The following is a 15,808-nucleotide window of genomic DNA, read 5'->3' on the forward strand; positions in this document are numbered from 1 at the left end:
GATGATGTTCTGGTACGACCATGATGTCAGTGGGTGGGGCTGGTTCACGATGACGGCCAGCATGATCCTTTTTTGGGCACTGATCATCACCGCGGCCGTGCTCCTCTTCCGGGCGCTGAACCGCCCCCACGAGCACACCCACGAGTACACCCGCGCCCCCGTCGCGCCGACGCCCGAGCAGATCCTCGCCCAGCGGCTGGCCCGCGGCGAGATCGACGAAGACGAGTACGGGCGCCGCCTGTCCGCCCTGCACTCGGGCCCCGCACCCGGCACCCCGTAGCGCCCCTCCGCCCTGTCGGCAGTGGCGGTCCAGAAGGAGGAGCCATGGTGAGCACCAACCGAAACCACGTCCTGTACGCCATCGCCGCCGTGATCGCGTTGGTCGGTGCCCTGGCCCTCGGCGTCCCGCTGGGGAGCCTCGCCTGGCTCGCGCTCGTCGCCGCCTGCCCGCTGACGATGTTCTTCACGATGCGCGGCACGCACGAGTCCCGAGGCCGCGGCGGCCACGACCCCACCGGAGTGCACGACCTGCCGGTCGGGGGCCGTGCCCGGAGAATGGAACCAGCGCGGTGCACCGTGACCCGCGATGCATTCACTCCCGTACGCCGAAGGGACGTGGGCGGGCCGCCAGTCACCCAGGATGCGCCGGGCCTGAGGAGGCGGTCGTCATGACCGGCATCACCGCCCGCATCACCGCCTTGTTCCGGGTCAAGGCGAACAAGGCCCTGGACCGGGCCGAGGATCCGCGTGAAGTCCTGGACTACTCCTACGAACAGCAGCTGGGGATGCTGCAACGGGTACGGCGCGGGGTGGCCGATGTCGCGACCAGCCGCAAACGCGTCGAACTCCAGGTCAACCAGCTCCAGCAGTCCAAGGACAAGCTCCAGGCTCAGGCCGAGCAGGCTCTGGCGGCCGACCGGGAGGACCTGGCCCGCGAGGCCCTGACCCGCCGTACGGCCGTCGCCTCGCAGATCACCGACCTGGAGGACCAGCTGGTGTCCCTGCGGGAGCAGGAGGAGAAGCTGACCCTCGCCGCACAGCGCCTTCAGGCAAAGGTGGACGCCTTCCGTACCCGCAAGGAGACGATCAAAGCCACCTACACCGCGGCCGAGGCCCAGACCCGGATCACCGAGGCGGTCACCGGCATCGGCGAGGAGCTGGGCGACGTCGGGCTGGCCATGCAGCGGGCCCAGGACAAGACCGAGCAGATGCAGGCCCGCGCCGGAGCGCTCGACGAGCTGATGGCCTCCGGGGCGTTGGAGGACGCCACCGTGCCTGCCGGGCGGGACGACATCCAGGCCGAGCTCGAGCGCATGTCCGCGGGCCAGGACGTGGAGAGGGAGCTGGCCCGGATGAAGGCCGAGCTGCCTGCCGCCTCCACGCCGGCGGCGGTGGAGGCGGGGGAGGCGGTGGAGGCGGTGGAGGCGCCGGAACGGTCGAAGGGGCCGGCGGACCCGGAGGTGACATCATGATCATGCGGATTCTCGGCGAGGGCCAGTACGAGATCGCCGAAGCGCACCTGGTTCCGCTCAACGAGCTGGACACCGCCCTGCAGCGGGCTGCGGACGCGGGCGTCGAAGCGGCGTTCACGGCCGCGCTGTCGGCCCTGCTGGACGCCGTGCGCACGCTGGGCACACCGCTGCCGGACGAGGCGATCACGCCGTCCGACCTGGTACTGCCCGATGCGGACACCAGCCTCGCCCAGGTGCGCGAGCTGCTGTCCGACGAGGGCCTGATCCCGGGGTGATGGCAGTGCGCAGCCGTTTCGAGCCCGACCGGCAGCTGACCGCCCGCATGGCGGTCACGATGTTCCTGCTGGGGCTGGTGTACGTGGCGTTCATCGCCGCGCTGATCGTGCTGTTGAAGTCAACCGTCCTGGTCGTCGTCATCGCCGCCGCCCTGCTCGGCGCGCAGTTCTGGTACTCGGACCGGATCGCCCTGTACGCCATGCGCGGGCAGCTCGTCACGCCCGAGGAGCAGCCCGAGCTGCACGGGGTCATCGACCGGCTGTGCGCGACGGCCGACATGCCCAAGCCCCGGGTCGCCGTCTCACGCATGGACCTGCCCAACGCGTTCGCGACCGGACGCAACGCCGACCACGCCGTGGTGTGCGTCACCACCGGGCTCCAGCGCCGCCTGACCACCGAAGAACTCGAAGGCGTCCTCGCGCACGAGCTCTCCCACGTCGCGCACCGGGACGTCGCGGTGATCACCATCGCCTCCTTCCTGGGCGTGATCGCCGGACTCATCGTCCGCTTCGCGTTCTACTCCCAGCTGTTCGGCGGACGCGGACGCGACCAGAACACCGCCGTCCTTCTCGTCCTCGTCATGGCCGTCTCGGCCCTCGTCTACGCGCTCAGCTTCCTGCTCATCCGGGCGCTGTCCCGCTACCGCGAACTGGCCGCCGACCGCGCCGGAGCCATGCTCACGGGCAAGCCGTCCGCCCTGGCCTCGGCCCTGACCAAGGTCACCGGGGACATCGCCCGCATCCCGACGGAGGACCTGCGCACCGCGCAGGCGTTCAACGCGTTCTTCTTCACCCCCGCCCTCGGCCCCGGCACGGTGGTGGCCAACCTGTTCTCCACCCACCCCAGCCTCGAACGCCGGCTCGAGGCCCTCGCCGAACTCGCCGCGGAGCTGGGCGGACCGGGCGGTGAGACACCGTGAGAGGGAGCTGAGGCCCCGTGGGTTTCTGGGACACGCTGCTCGGGCGGTCCAAGCCGGTCAGACCCGACCTGGACCAGCTCTTCGGCCTGCCCTCGGCGGCCATCACCCTCCAGGCAGCCATCGGCTTCACCCCGACCGGAGCGGGCTCGGTCTGTTTCGCCTCCATCGAGGGCGGCGCCTTCACCCAGGTACAGCAAGAGGTACGGGCCCTGCTCGACGTGGACTCCGAACGCACCGGCGCACCGGTGGAGTTCAGCCGTGACGGTTACGGCTACTCATGGCTGCTCTCCCACCGCGCCCCCGACGACCTGCCCGCGCTGGTGGGGGACCTGCACGCGGTCAACACCGCGTTGCAGGACAGCGGCTTCGGCCCGCAGCTCCTGTGCTCCCTTGTCTCCTTCCACGACGCCGAGCTGCGTTCCCTCGCCCTGGTCTACCTCTACAAGCGCGGCACCTTCTACCCCTTCGCCCCGCTGCCCGGTCACAAACGCGACAACCCCCTGGAGCTCCAGGTCAAGGCCGTGATCAAAGACGACCTGCGCATCGAGCAGGAGTTGAGCCGATGGTTCCCGCTGTGGGGAGCCCCCGGCCTGTGAGAGGGCCGGCTCGTCCGAGACGCCGTCGCCTTCTGAGGCGTCGCCGTGCCGCGCCGTACCCGTCTCATCTCACGGCGGGTTCGCAGTGGCGTTTCGCCGGTGAATCGTGCGCCCCTTGCGGGTGAACCTGCCTTCCGTGGGCCGTCGCTGACGGACCGGCAGCGGATACAACCGGCAAGCGTGTCGAGCGCGGCCGCCCCGCCGCGCTCGCTCACGGGTGGTACCGGCAGGGGAGGCGGCGGGAGCGACACTCTGTTCTTCGCTCTCGCGGATTCGGATCCGGTCAATCCGCTGCCGATTTGGCTGGTATGGCCCGACTGATGCTCTTTCAGGCAAATCTGACCGAAGATCACCCCACTTCTCGCGCTCCGTCCCTTCATGATTCCTACGGGCGCCCACCCGGGCCGTCACGGGCGGCACGCAGCCGTCGGCAGCAGTGTGGGAGGGCGGAAGTGACGCACGTACTGGTCGAACGCGACGACCTGCTCGGAGCCACGGCCGCCGCCCTGGCCCGGGCTCGCTCCGGGAGGGGCAGTTGGCTGATGCTGGCCGCACCGCCCGGCCGGGGCCGCACCGCCCTGCTCGACGCCGCCGTCCGCCGGGCGAGCGCCGACGACGGCGTACGGGTGCTGTCGGCGCGCTGCGCACCCGAGGAGACGGCCTTCCCCTTCGCCCTCCTACGGCAGGTCTTCCCGACCGCCGACGGCATTCCCTTCGGCGACCTCGCCGCCGAGCAGGAGCAACAGGTCTTCCACCGGCTGCTGGACCAGCTCTCCCGGACCGCCGCGGCCCGTCCCGTGCTGCTGGCCGTCGACGACCTGCACTGCGCGGACCCGGTGTCACGCCGCTGGACCGGATACCTGGCGCGCCGGATCGCCCGGCTTCCGGTCCTCCTGCTGGCCACCGAATGCCGCGAGCACGCCGACGTCACCTGGCTGCCCCGGACCACGGGCGCGTGCCTCCCGCTTCCCCCGCTCGGGCCGGGCGCCGTCACACGGCTCGCGCGCGATCGCGGGCTGGCCCCCGAGTGGCGTGCGATCTGCCGGGACGCGACCGGTGGCAACCCGGCCCTCGTACACGCGCTCCTCGCCGACCTCGCCGACCTCGCCGACTCCACCGGCGCCGCTGCCCTCGCTTCCCTGTCCGACGCTCCTGGCCCAAGGGCTGCTCGGCCCCGACGCGACCCGGACCCCGGCGGCGCCCCGTTCACCCGCTACCGCGACGCGCTCGCGCGCTGGATCCGACACCGTGCCGACGACGAATCCCGCCACATGGGCCTCGCCCTCGCCGCCACCGCCCGGTTTTCCCCCGCCACCGGTTCCGCCCTGCTCCAGGAGGCACTGGAGTTGTGTCCCGCCCGTCACGCGGCCGCGCCGGGTGGTCCGCGGCTGGCCCGGCTGCTCTCCCACCCGCTCGCCCTGGAAGCCGTACTGGAGGCCGCCGACCCCGCCGAACTGGCCGCCCTGCACACTCATGCCGCCCGGCTCCTCCACGACCGCGGCGCTCCCGCAGCGGCAGTCGCCGCCCGGCTGCTGCACCTGGACCGCCCGTGCGAGGCATGGATGGCCCGCTGCCTCGAGGACGCGGCCGAGGAGGCCGTGCGGGCCGGACGCATCGAAGAAGCCGCCGGTCTGCTGCGCCACGCCCTGCGCGCGCAGCCGCCACTGGCCCAGCACCGGCACGCCGCCCTCACCCTGCGCTTGGGAGCACTGGAGTTCCCGCACAGCGCGGAGGCGGGCATCCGCAGGCTCCGCGCGGGCCTCGACCTGCATCCCGACCGCCACGAGCGCGCCGCTGCCGCACCCGCCCTCGGCGCGGCCCTCGCCGCCAGCGGCCGTACGGACAGTGCGCTGAGCGTCCTGCACCGCGCGAGCAGCGGCACGGACGACGACGAGCTGGTGCACATCCTGCGGGCCGTCACCGCCCTCATCTCCTCGCACGACGCGGTCGCCTGGCGCAATGCCGTAGCAGGCCTGCGCGCCCTCGTTCCCACGGCCCCGGCCACCGTCGAACCGCTGGTCTGCGGTCTGATCACCGAGTACGAGACCGGTGCCGGGCTCCTCTCCGCGGCCGAGGTCATCGACCGGATCCGGCCCCGGCTCGCCGCGGCACCCATCCACCCGCTGCTGCGCACCGCCTGGATGGGCAGCGCCGCCACCCTGCTGCAGTGGGCGGACCAGCTGCAGGACGCGCGGACCCTTGCCGAGCAGGGACTGCCCGTACCGCCCGCACCGCCGGACCTGACCGACGTGGGCCTGCAATGCCTGCTGAGCGCCCGGGCGGAAGCCGCGCTCTGGGCTGGTGACTTCCGGCGGGTCATCGCCGAGAACACCCTCCTGGCGCACACCTGCACCGGACGCGGCATCCGCGCGCCCCACCTGGTCTCGATGGTGGCGCTCGCCCGGTACGAACTCGGGCAGCGCGACCAGGCCTGGCAGCTCCTGTCCACACCCGACGCGACCACCGCGGACACTTCCTGGGAATGGAACGAACTGCGCTACGCACGCGCCCTGCTCCACAGCGCCGAAGGACGCTGGCAGGCCGCCCTCGACGACTACCTCGCCTGCGGCACCGGCCAGAGCGCTCGCGACTTCGTCAGCCCCGTGGCAACACCGTGGCGCTCCGGCGCGGCCCTCGCTCTGGCCCGCCTCGGCCGGGCCGCTGCGGCCCGAGAGCTGGCGGAGGAGGAACTGCACCACGCCCGCCGCTGGGGAACCCCTCGTACGGTCGGCAGGGCGCTGCGGGCACACGCCGCGGCCGTCGGTGGCCGACGGGGCCTGGACTCGCTCGTCGAGGCGGCCGCCCTGCTGGAGGGAGCGCCCGCACCGGTGGAACGCATCGAGACCCTGATCGACCTCGGCCGAGCACGCATCGGGGCAGGGCTCGGCCGCAGGGGCCGGGACGATCTGCGCGCCGCCGAGGCCGAGGCGGTCCGCCTGCTGTCCCCCACGGGAGCCGGTGACGGCCCCGACGACCGCCTCGGGCAGGGCCCGGGCGACGGCGCCCCCGGCGGGGCGGCACCACAGGCCGGCCGGCTCCTGCGGGCTACGCGGGCAGCGCTGCGCGCCGCGAACGCCCGCACCACGACACGGGCCCGGACCGGCCCGGGCGCACTGACCGCAGCGGAACGGCGGGTCGTCGACCTCGCCGCCCTGGGGCACACGAACGCGCAGATCGGCGAGGCGCTCCACCTGACCCGGCGCACGGTGGAGTCCCATCTCACCAGCGCCTACCGGAAACTCAAGGTGACCCGCCGCACCCAGCTCACGGCCGGCCTGGCCGAATCGGACGCCGCCGGGGGAGGGCTGCCGGACTGACCACGAGAACGAGAGGAGCGCCGTGTTCGTGGTCTTCCACGATGTGCGCGGGCACCGCCGCCGGACACAGTGGGCACCGCGCCGGTCCGGCCCCCACGGACCGGCGCCACCTCATCCGACCGGCGCCTTCGCACCCGCGACGGGGCCGTGGCACGAAAGGTACTGAGCATGATCTTCACGATGCGCACGTCCGCCGGTTCGGCCCTGCTCGCCCTGATCGCGGTCGCGGGGACGACCCTCCCCGCGACCGCCGCCGCGGCCCGCCCCGCACCCGTTCCCACTGCGCAGACCGCCTCGGACCTCAAGGCCATGCTGGCCCCCAACGAGCTGTGGCAGCTGCGCAAGCGCGGCAGCCGCTACGAGATCGCCAACGTCCACAGCGGCATGTGTCTGAAGGTGAAGGGCGCCTCGAACGACAACGGGGCCCCCGTGGTGCAGGCCGAATGCGGCACCGCGAGCGAGCAGTCGTGGAAGTCGGAGGTCACCGACGGCGGAAACTTCATCCAGCTGCGCAACGCCAACTCCGGCAAGTGCCTCGACATCTCCGGGGGTTCGGCGCGCAAAGGCGCCAGGATCATTCAGTGGGACTGCAGCGGCGGCCTGAACCAGAAGTGGTGGGACACGGACGGCATCGACGGCAACCCCGGCTACTGGATCAGCGGTACCACTCCGAGCGGTGCCCCCACCTGGATGTGCCTGGACATGCCCGGTGCCAGCACCGCGACCGGCACGCAGGCGGCCGTATGGGAGTGCGTCTAGTGCTGTGACGAGGTGGCGTGGGCCAGGTGCCATTGACGGCAGGGCCCGGCCTGCTGCCCCGCCTGCCCGGCAGGGGAGGGCAGGACCGCGGGCAAGCGGCGGCGAGGGCGTCGGACAACGAGGAGGCGTCGACCGGCAAGGAGGCTGGGTGGCCGTCAGCGATCGCAGACGCCGCCTACGTCGGGCCGGAAGACGTCGAGGGTGCGGCCGCGCTGGAGGAAGCCTCGGACCGGAAGGTCCGGGGCTTCGGCGTCCGTGCCTGTCCCACGTCCCGGGCGCTGGTCTACGCCGGTCGTTCGCAGGGTCGGCGGGGCCCCGGCCACTCGTGCAGGGCGCAGAAGACACGGATGGCGGAGACGGGGGCGAGAGCGCCCCCCGAGTGTGGTGTGGTGCACAGCCCCACTGTCCAGTCCGGGGCTGTGGGGGCCCTACCCCTGCCCAGGGCGGCGCGGTGAGCCATAGCGTCCCGCCTTGCCCGCTGACGCCACTCCACCGGAGGTATCCGTGTTCCCCGTGCCCAGAACGGCACCACCGCCGCAACGGCCGCGCAGAGTGCCCCACATCGCCAGGCTACGGCGGGCCGTCGCCGCGGCCGCGGCGCTCGTGACCCTCGCCGCAGTCCCGGCGGCCGCCCAGGACCGCGGCCGTGCCGGTGAAGGCGTGTCGGCCCATTGCGCGACGCTCTCGTGGCTCAGGGTGCCGGGTGCCGAACGTCAGGACAAAGCCTGCTTGGCCGAGCTCACCACGGCAGGGACCGTCGCTTCCGGACACACCGACCCGGCCGACTGGGCGGGCCTGACCCCGGCCGGGCTCTCCGTGCCGAGCGGCGTCCCCGGCATCCAGATCGACGGATACTTTCCGGACGGCTCGACGACCAACACCAACCGCGGCTGGCAGCACGACGCCCAATTCGTGATCCGCCTGCCCGACCGGTGGAACGGCGGCCTGGTCGTCGCCGGTTCCCCGGGCGTCCGCGAGCAGTACGCCAACGACCGGGCCATCGGAGACTGGGTCCTGGCCCGCGGGTACGCGTTCGCCTCGACCGACAAGGGCAACACCGGGGCCGCCTTCTACCGTGACGGCCGGGCACCCGGCGACGCGATCGCCGAATGGAACACCCGGGTCACCCAGCTCACCCGCGCCGCCCGAGCCGTGGTCACACAACGCTACGCGCGGCCTCCCGCACGCACGCTGGCCACCGGCATGTCCAACGGCGGATACCTGGTCCGCTGGCAGCTGGAGAACCATCCGGAACTCTACGACGGCGGTGTCGACTGGGAAGGCACCCTCTGGCGCGAGGAGGGGCCGAACCTGCTCACCTTCCTGCCGCCCGCCCTCGCGGCCTACCCCGCCTACGCGGGGGGCGGCCAGGGGGCCGAGCGCGCCCACCAGCAGATGACCGCCGCAGGCTTCCCGGCCGGCTCGGAATTCCTGTGGCCCTTCCACCACCAGTACTACTGGGATCTGACCCAGCGCATCTACCGCGAGGAACTCGACCCCGGCTACGACGGCACGCTGGAGGCCGGTCATCCCTTCTGCGCACCGGGCAGTCCCGCCTGCGACGCCGACTACGACTACCGCTCCCGGCCGGCCGGCGTGCGCGACGCGGTCTCCAAGATCGCTCTCAGCGGCCGGATCGGCAAGCCTCTGATCACGGTGCACGGAACCCTCGACGTGCTGCTGCCCATCAGCCAGGACTCCGACGTCTACGCCCGCATGGTCGGCGACGCCGGCCGCGGCCACCTCTTCCGCTACTACAGGGTCGAAGGAGGAACGCACGTCGACTCGCTGTTCGACGCCTTTCCCGACAAGCTCCGGCCCCTCCTCCCGTGCCACCGGGCCGCCTTCACGGCCCTGGAGGACTGGACCGCACGCGGGGTGCGGCCGCCGGCCGGCCACACGGTGCCCCGCCCTGCCTCCACCAGCCCCGAAGACCTTCTGACGAGCTGCCCGCTCGCCGCTTCATAGGTCTGACGGCGGACCGTGCCGTGCCCGCCGCGACGGACTGTTGCGGGGCACGGGTGAACCCGTGTCCTGTTCCGCTCGGATCAGAGCCCGGCGACCTTGGCGCTCGCCGATACCTCGTAGACCAGGCTGACCGTGCGGTTGCCACCGGGCGGGAGGAGGACGTCCCAGCGGGCGATGCCCTCGGCGTCGACCGCGTCGGGCGCCGGGGAGCAGGCGTCCTTCCGCAGGCGTACCTCCACGGCCGAGACCTCGGAGACCGGGATCCGCTCCCGGAGGACGACCGCCCGGTCTCCGCGGTCCCCGGGCGCGGAGAACCGGGACAGGTGCAGCCGGACCGTGCGGGTGACCACGGTCCGCTGCACGATTCCGGCGGAATCGCGGGACTCCTCGGCGCGCCGGACCACCCCGAGGTCATCGCAGCTGCCGAAGGCGAGCTCGCCGGGGGCGCCGGGGGCGGTGAAGTCCAGCGTGCCGCGCCCGCTGAAGCCGCTGCCGCGGACCAGGTCCACGGGACCCGCGAGCAGTGCGTGGCCGGACCGGTTGTCGAACCGCACGATCTGGGTGACCAGCGGTGAAACCTCCGGCGAGCAGGCGTACTCGCTGGTGGCGGCCGTGGTGAGGACGGAGAGCGGCACTCGGTGGGCGCGGCCGTCTGCCGGCACGGAGACCGGCGCGGGGGCGCTCAGCACGCGCGCCTCGCCACCGTCGTCCACCCCCGGCAGGCCGAGCACGGATGCCGGGCCGAGGGCCCCGATCTCCTCCTCGCGCAGCTCGACGTCGACCGTGCGGCGCTCCGCTGCGGAACGGTCCTTGAGCGTCAGCCGGTCCTCGCCCAGTCGTGGCGGATCGGTGGCCAGCGCCGAGCGGGCGGTCGACAACGTCAGCCGTACGTCGGACCAGTCCTCCCCGGTGCGCTGCCAGACGATCGCGTCGGTCTCCAGGGTCAGAGCGTCCCCGTCGAGCACGGCCCGGTAGGCGGGCCGCCACAGCGCACACGGCACGAGGTGGCTCAGGCGCAGTTCGACCGGCCCGGCGACCGCAGCGTCCAGCGTCAGCTCGACATGGCCCACGAGCTCGGCGGGCGCCTCCTCCGAGAGGTGCATGGCCCGCTGACACTGCCCGAGTTCGACGGCCAGTGCGGCCAGCCGGGCCTCCACGGTGCGGAGTTGCTCGCCGTACGTATCGCGTTCCTCGTCCACCCGGTCCAGTTCGCGGGCCCAGCGGGGCCGTTCGGTCTCCCCGAAACCGGCGCCTTCGCCGATGTCCCGCAGCAGATCCGCGGCGAGCCGGCCGATGAGGTCGAGGCGGGTGTGCAGGCGGTCGCGTCGCCGCCCCAGATCCAGCCGCTCCTCTTCGAGGGCGTGTACGCGGTGGCGCAGGGCGGATTCGTCGGCGGCCGCCGGCAGCGGTCCGCGCGGCGTCCAGCTGCGGACGATCCGCACGTCGAGCACGGTCGCCGCGTGATCGGCGGTCAGCTCGGCATGGAGGGTCCGGTCGACGGCCAGCGCACTGACCGGCCCGAGACGCAGCCGTTGGACCCCCGCCTCGAGATCGAGCACGAGCGCCCGCTCGACATGGGCGCGGTCCTCAAGGCACGTGACGGCTGTGACGGGAAGGGCGATCGGCTTCGGGGCCGTGGACATGGCGTGTGTCAGCTCCTGCGGTTGCCGCCGGCCAGGGCCTTGCCGGTCGGGATGCGGATCTCGTAGCCGCCGTCGAGGGCGGCAGTGGCACCTGCGGGCAGGTCCAGCCGCCAGATGCGGGTGCCCGGGGCATGGCGATCGGGCCCCGCGCCGACCTCGGGTGCCGTCCAGTCGGCCCGTTCCTCGATCCGGACGTCCGTTTCGGAGGTGACCGGGACCCGCTCGTGGACCTCGACGGTGACGGGCCTCGCGAGGCGGTTGGCCAGTTCCACGTGGACGCGGTGGTCGAGCACGGTGGTGTTGTTGCGCAGGCCCGACGTCGACTCGTGCAGGTTCGTACGCCGGGTGACCCGGACGGCCTCGGCCGGTCCGAGTCCGACCCGGCGGACGCCGCCGGGGGCGAGCGTGGGCAGTGCAGTGGTGAGCAGGAAGTCGTCGTCGACGATGACCTCCACCGGGCCGGCCAGTAGTGCCTGGTCGGTGGCGTTCGAGAGCATCAACGTCGCGTACACGGTCTGCTCCACGGACGGCACGCAGAGGTACTCGGTGCGCAGGCCGACCGGGACCTCGGTGACGGTGACGGTGTGCCAGGTGCCGTCCGACGGAATGTCGACGCGGGCGGCGGCGTCGAAGCGGTGGTCGAAGGAACCCGCCGACTCGCGTGGCCGCACGGCGTGTCCGGGCAGCGGCAGCGCGGCCACTGCTTCGGCGCGGCGGCGGCACTCGGCCGTCACCGGGTCGAAGGGAGAGGCGGGGAACAGCCGGCCTCGGCGACCCCCCTGCTCGTCGGGGCCGCACAGGACGAGGGCGGCATAGTCGAGCTCGGCGCCGCTCGGCTGCGGCGGACCGGCCATCGGTGCCGGAGGGGGCGGCGGGGCAGCCTGGCCGGGGGCCGCGGGGGCCGCGGGGGCCGCGGGGGCCGCGGGGGCCGCGGGGGCCGCGGGGGACAGGGGAGCGGGAGCCCCTGCGAAGGACCTGCCTCCGGTACGCGGCCTGCCGGCCGGTTGGGCACGGGCCGACGGCACGGGGTGGGGCATCCCGCCGCCGAAGGCTTCCCGGGAGAGGCCTTCCGTGCCGCCGGGTACCGGGACCGCGGACGGTGGACCGCCGTAACCCTGCGGTGCCGACGCTGGGAGAGGCACCGGTGGGAGAGGCACCGGTGGGGGAGGCGGCGGTGGCGGAACGGGACCGGCCGCGGCGCCGGACGCGGTTGCCACCGGAGCGGCGCCGGTCCCGACGACCGCAGGTGCGGCGGTCGTGCCAGGACGGGGGCCTGCCGCCTCGTAGCCCGCGAACAGGTCGGCGAGCCCCGCCGGAGGCTCGCGCCAGCCGGAGGGCGTGGGGGCGGGCTGACGGCGTCCGATCCGGATCGAGTGGAGCTTCGGCAGGTCGGTGCGGCGCTGGAGGTCGGCGGTGGCCAGGGCGATGCGCACGCCGGTCCAGTCCTCGCCGGTCCGCTGGGCGATCGAGGCGCGCAGCACCAGACGGCCGCTGCCGTCGCCCTGACGGTGAGTGAGGCGATAGGCCGGCACCCAGACGGCGCCCGGCACGGCGTACTCCAGCTCCACCTCCACCTCCACCCCCACATCCCGCCCCGCATCCGTGTCATCGGTGCCGGTGCAGTCGAGGGTCAGGACCGCGCAGACCGTGGTGTCCACGTGCGCTGACGGTGCGTCGGTGGAGGCGCGGGCGAGCCTGTCGGCGGCGATGGCGAGCTCGTGTTCGATTCTGCGCAGTGCCTCCTCCAGCACGACGAGGCGGGCGTGCAGGCCGGTCAGCCGCTCGTCGACGAAGTCGGCGAGCTCCAGCCACGCGTCCACCGGGGTGCGGCGGTGCGGGTCCTCGCGCCTGCGGGCGGGCGGGACCGGTCGCAGGGCCCTGACCTCCTCGATCAGGCTCAGCTGTCGGTCCCGGCGTTCCTGCGCCGCCGAACACTCGTCGCGCAGCCGCTCGACATCGCGCCGCAACTCGTCGGACGTGCCCGGGCCGAGCGGTTCGGCCTCGACTTCCACCCGGGCCTGAGTGACGCGCACCCCGCGGGCGCCCAGGACACGGGCCCGCAGCGAGCCCGGGTCCAGCGGGCGGGGCAGGCCCGTCACGCGCACCCGGCCGTCAGGCGGCACGCTGCCCCGGGCCAGGCGCCGACAGACCGCACCCTGCGCGTACACCACGACCGAATCGAGCGTCGACCCCCACCGCTGTGCCGTGTCTGCCGTCATGTGCTCCGCCCCCCGCCGCGTCCGTGCAGGCGAAGCCTACGCCCGAGCGGCCGGTGCATCGCGTCGAGGTCCGGTGTCCGTGACCGTCGTACGGTCGGGGCACGCGCTCCCTCCGGAGACGTCCGCCATTCGACCCCTTCGTGTTGCCGGGCCGGCTCGCAGTCAAAGGCCGTGCCGGTCGAGCGTCGCCATCAGCTTCCGCTTGCGCTTCTGGTCGGTGCGCAAGGCGGCCACGTACGAGGCGAACTCGGACTCGGTGCCCAGCCGGCGGTGGCAGGCTCGGGCGCTGAGCAGCAGTTCCGCCATGCGTTCGTACGTGCTGTCACCGGTCTGCTCGCGCAGTGGCTCGATCCAGCGCAGGTAGACGGTCAGCGCGTCGGCCGGTCGGTCGTCGCGGATCCGGTCGGCCAGGGTCAGCCACTGCTGCTGGTCGGCGTACCCATCGGCGGCGGCCTGCCACGCGGCCTTGAGGTCGGCGTCGTCCATGAGCGCGTCGACCAGCACCGAGCCGCCGTACCGGCGGCCCGTCCGGGACTCGTCCGCCGCCTCCAGCACCTTCAGGGCGGCCGCGCGCTCGGTTCCCTCCCAGGTCCCGGTCGCACGGGCCGCCGTACGGAGATGCCGGTAGGCGGCCAGCGAGGGACGGGTCCGCAGCGACTCCCGGCGGATCGTGACCACGTCGGTCCGGCGGTCGGCCCGCGCGTACCGTTCGCAGACGAAGGTGACCAGCTCGTTGTCCGGGTCCCGGTCGGACTCGGCCTCCCGCAGCCCGCGCTCGGCCCATTCCAGGGCCTCGACCGCGCGGCCCGCCGCCTCCAGCTCCCTGGCGATCACCAGGTGGGTGCGGCCGTTCGGAGCGAGGTCCGCAGCGTGGACGGCGACCAGCGCGTCGACGCTGCCACCATCCGTCTTCAGCATGCGCTCCATGAGGCACTTCTCCGCCCACCCCTTCGGGTTCGCCCGCCAGGCGGCCACCACCATGTCGCGCGCCCGGACCATGCCCGGTTCACCCAGCGCCTCCCGGTAGTCGAAGAGATCGATGTCCGTGGCTTCGTTCCGTTCGTCCAGCAGGTGGTGCACCAGCCACTCGGCGGTCTCCACCGGGTCTGGGCGGGCGGTCAGGCAGGCTTCCAGGTGGGTCTCGGCCAGGCCGGCGACGACGTCCCCGATCAGGCCGTCCGAGTCGTCGATCTCCCCGTACGTGCGGCCCAAGACCTTGAGCGCCTCGCGGGCCACCTCCACCGCGTCGGCGGACCGGCCGCTCGCCGTCAGCGCCCGCAGGGCGGTGACCGCCTCCGCCGCCTGCTGCCCGTACGCGCGGGCGTCGGCGTACTCGACGTAGCCGTACCGGGCGAAGGGGCGGGTGTCGAGCAGGCTCAGGACGCGCTCCCGGACGATGCCGGTGTCCTCCCCGGACGCGGCCGCGCGCAACTCCAGGCGGCGGCGCAGGCCACGGTCGCCGGCGAGCTGTTCCCTCACCAGGGCGGTCAGTTCCTCGCGCGTGCGGGACTCCAGCCAGTCATCCAGCAGCCGGGTTCGCGCGGCGGCGGCCGACCGCTGGCGCGGCACCGATTCGGCCTGCCCCAGTACGCACAGGCCCACCGCCACGCAGTGCTTGCAGAAGTTGCCCTCTTGCCCGTACGGGCAGTCGCACCATCCGCTCAGCCGGCCGTCCTCGTCCTCGGTGAGCTCCACCTCGTAGGTGTCGCTGCCGTCCACGGTCGCGGTGATCGTCTCGTCTCCGACCTCCAGCCGCGACACCGCGGCCAGATAACCCAGGCCGCGCTCGAAGGAGCGTGCCCCTGCCAGCCGGCGCAGGTCTTCCTCGGTGAAACCCAGAGCGTGCGTCATGGCATTCATTCAACCGGACGGCATTTCCGGCGGTAGACGATCACGGCAAGCGCCAACTCCCGGGCGGAGTCCTCCGTATCCTTGCGTGCCGGGAAGCGCCCCCAGGCGGGCCGGGTTGCCCCCAGCCGGGCCGGGCCGGGCCGCTGACGCCACCGGGCCCGGGGAGGACATGGCGGCGTGCTCTGATGCCTACGGGCCTCGCCGGCCTTTGCCGTGGGCTGGTTAAGGGCAGATCAACCGAACCTTAAGGCTGCCTGTGATCTCCTCGGCCGTGCGTCGTTCAAGTCCATCGGTGTGAGCGCCGCACACGCACGTCGTCCCTACGGGCGTTGGGGTTGTGACCTGCTTCTTTGAGTATGAGCCTCGGGCCGCCGTGGCATGCCGTGCAGCGCCCGGAACCTCCCCGAGGACGGATTTGTAAGGCGGTGACAAGACTTCACCCGCTCGTGACGCCGGCCCGTATGAAGGAGAGGGGGGCCAGCGTCCATCGGATCGAGGAGTGTCAATGTCCCGGAAGCGGACCATGAGTTCCAAGAAGAAGATCGTGCTCTCTGTCGTCGCGGGAGCACTGGTGACCGGAGGGTTCGTCGCCACGATGGCGACCGGCAATGCGGCCGCCCCCGACGTCGTGTGTCCGGGGTCGACGGTGACGTTGTCGGGTGAGGGGGGTGCGCCGGCGGCGAGTAGTGGGACGTTTCCGGTGGGGACGAAGTTGAAGGTGACGAATCTGGACAACGGTCAGGCGACGACGGTGACGGTGAATGGTCCGTCGGGGAGTTGTGTTCTGT

The 15,808-nt window shown here is 72.9% G+C and carries 12 protein-coding genes and 1 pseudogene; 10 read left to right on the forward strand and 3 right to left on the reverse strand.

The genetic code is table 11. The features are described 5' to 3' along the window. Position 1: 1 nt before the first annotated feature. The 9 genes from ACFCZ1_RS29175 to ACFCZ1_RS29215 all read left to right on the forward strand — a co-directional run bounded on the left by ACFCZ1_RS29175 (position 2) and on the right by ACFCZ1_RS29215 (position 9,307). The gene (locus ACFCZ1_RS29175) at positions 2 to 280 is read left to right on the forward strand and encodes an SHOCT domain-containing protein (RefSeq protein ID WP_376681263.1); all 279 of its coding nucleotides are present in this window, start codon (positions 2 to 4) and stop codon (positions 278 to 280) included. A 44-nt stretch (positions 281 to 324) separates the two neighbouring features. After that, on the forward strand, positions 325 to 672 hold the full coding sequence (locus tag ACFCZ1_RS29180) for a hypothetical protein (protein ID WP_376681264.1): 348 nt from the start codon (positions 325 to 327) through the stop codon (positions 670 to 672). After that, entirely contained in the window at positions 669 to 1,472 is an 804-nt protein-coding gene (locus ACFCZ1_RS29185) for a PspA/IM30 family protein (protein ID WP_376681265.1), read from the forward strand. The genes ACFCZ1_RS29180 and ACFCZ1_RS29185 overlap by 4 nt, the downstream gene beginning before the upstream one ends. Beyond that, entirely contained in the window at positions 1,469 to 1,747 is a 279-nt protein-coding gene (locus tag ACFCZ1_RS29190) for a hypothetical protein (protein WP_376681266.1), read from the forward strand. The genes ACFCZ1_RS29185 and ACFCZ1_RS29190 overlap by 4 nt, the downstream gene beginning before the upstream one ends. Before the next feature lie 5 nt (positions 1,748 to 1,752). Then, complete coding sequence (htpX, locus tag ACFCZ1_RS29195; protein ID WP_376681283.1) at positions 1,753 to 2,667, forward strand: zinc metalloprotease HtpX; 915 nt, start codon at positions 1,753 to 1,755, stop codon at positions 2,665 to 2,667. A gap of 17 nt (positions 2,668 to 2,684) precedes the next feature. Further along, positions 2,685 to 3,263, forward strand: a complete 579-nt coding sequence (locus tag ACFCZ1_RS29200) for a hypothetical protein (protein WP_376681267.1) — start codon at positions 2,685 to 2,687, stop codon at positions 3,261 to 3,263. Positions 3,264 to 3,715: 452 nt separating this feature from the next. Then, positions 3,716 to 6,580 carry an AAA family ATPase gene (locus tag ACFCZ1_RS29205; RefSeq protein WP_376681268.1) on the forward strand — a complete coding sequence of 955 codons (2,865 nt, stop codon included), beginning with the start codon at positions 3,716 to 3,718 and terminating at the stop codon, positions 6,578 to 6,580. Positions 6,581 to 6,748: 168 nt separating this feature from the next. Further along, entirely contained in the window at positions 6,749 to 7,339 is a 591-nt protein-coding gene (locus tag ACFCZ1_RS29210) for an RICIN domain-containing protein (protein ID WP_376681269.1), read from the forward strand. A 729-nt stretch (positions 7,340 to 8,068) separates the two neighbouring features. Beyond that, positions 8,069 to 9,307: a tannase/feruloyl esterase family alpha/beta hydrolase gene (locus tag ACFCZ1_RS29215; protein ID WP_376681270.1), complete on the forward strand. Its 1,239-nt coding sequence runs from the start codon at positions 8,069 to 8,071 to the stop codon at positions 9,305 to 9,307. An 80-nt stretch (positions 9,308 to 9,387) separates the two neighbouring features. Here ACFCZ1_RS29215 and ACFCZ1_RS29220 read toward each other — a convergent pair whose 3' ends face one another. From ACFCZ1_RS29220 to ACFCZ1_RS29230, 3 genes are all read right to left on the reverse strand, one after another. After that, on the reverse strand, positions 9,388 to 10,950 hold the full coding sequence (locus ACFCZ1_RS29220; protein WP_376681271.1) for a mucoidy inhibitor MuiA family protein: 1,563 nt from the start codon (positions 10,948 to 10,950) through the stop codon (positions 9,388 to 9,390). Between the two features lie 8 nt (positions 10,951 to 10,958). Next, positions 10,959 to 13,169 (reverse strand): DUF4139 domain-containing protein, encoded by a 2,211-nt coding sequence (locus ACFCZ1_RS29225; RefSeq protein ID WP_376681272.1) that lies wholly within the window; start codon positions 13,167 to 13,169, stop codon positions 10,959 to 10,961. A 162-nt stretch (positions 13,170 to 13,331) separates the two neighbouring features. Continuing rightward, positions 13,332 to 15,020 (reverse strand): SWIM zinc finger domain-containing protein, encoded by a 1,689-nt coding sequence (locus ACFCZ1_RS29230; protein WP_376681273.1) that lies wholly within the window; start codon positions 15,018 to 15,020, stop codon positions 13,332 to 13,334. A 604-nt stretch (positions 15,021 to 15,624) separates the two neighbouring features. On the opposite strand from ACFCZ1_RS29230, the pseudogene ACFCZ1_RS29235 reads away from it, so the two are divergent. After that, positions 15,625 to 15,808, forward strand: a pseudogene (locus ACFCZ1_RS29235) (hypothetical protein); the annotation flags it as partial.

This window comes from Streptomyces sp. NPDC056224 (assembly GCF_042267665.1).
Lineage (GTDB): Bacteria > Actinomycetota > Actinomycetes > Streptomycetales > Streptomycetaceae > Streptomyces.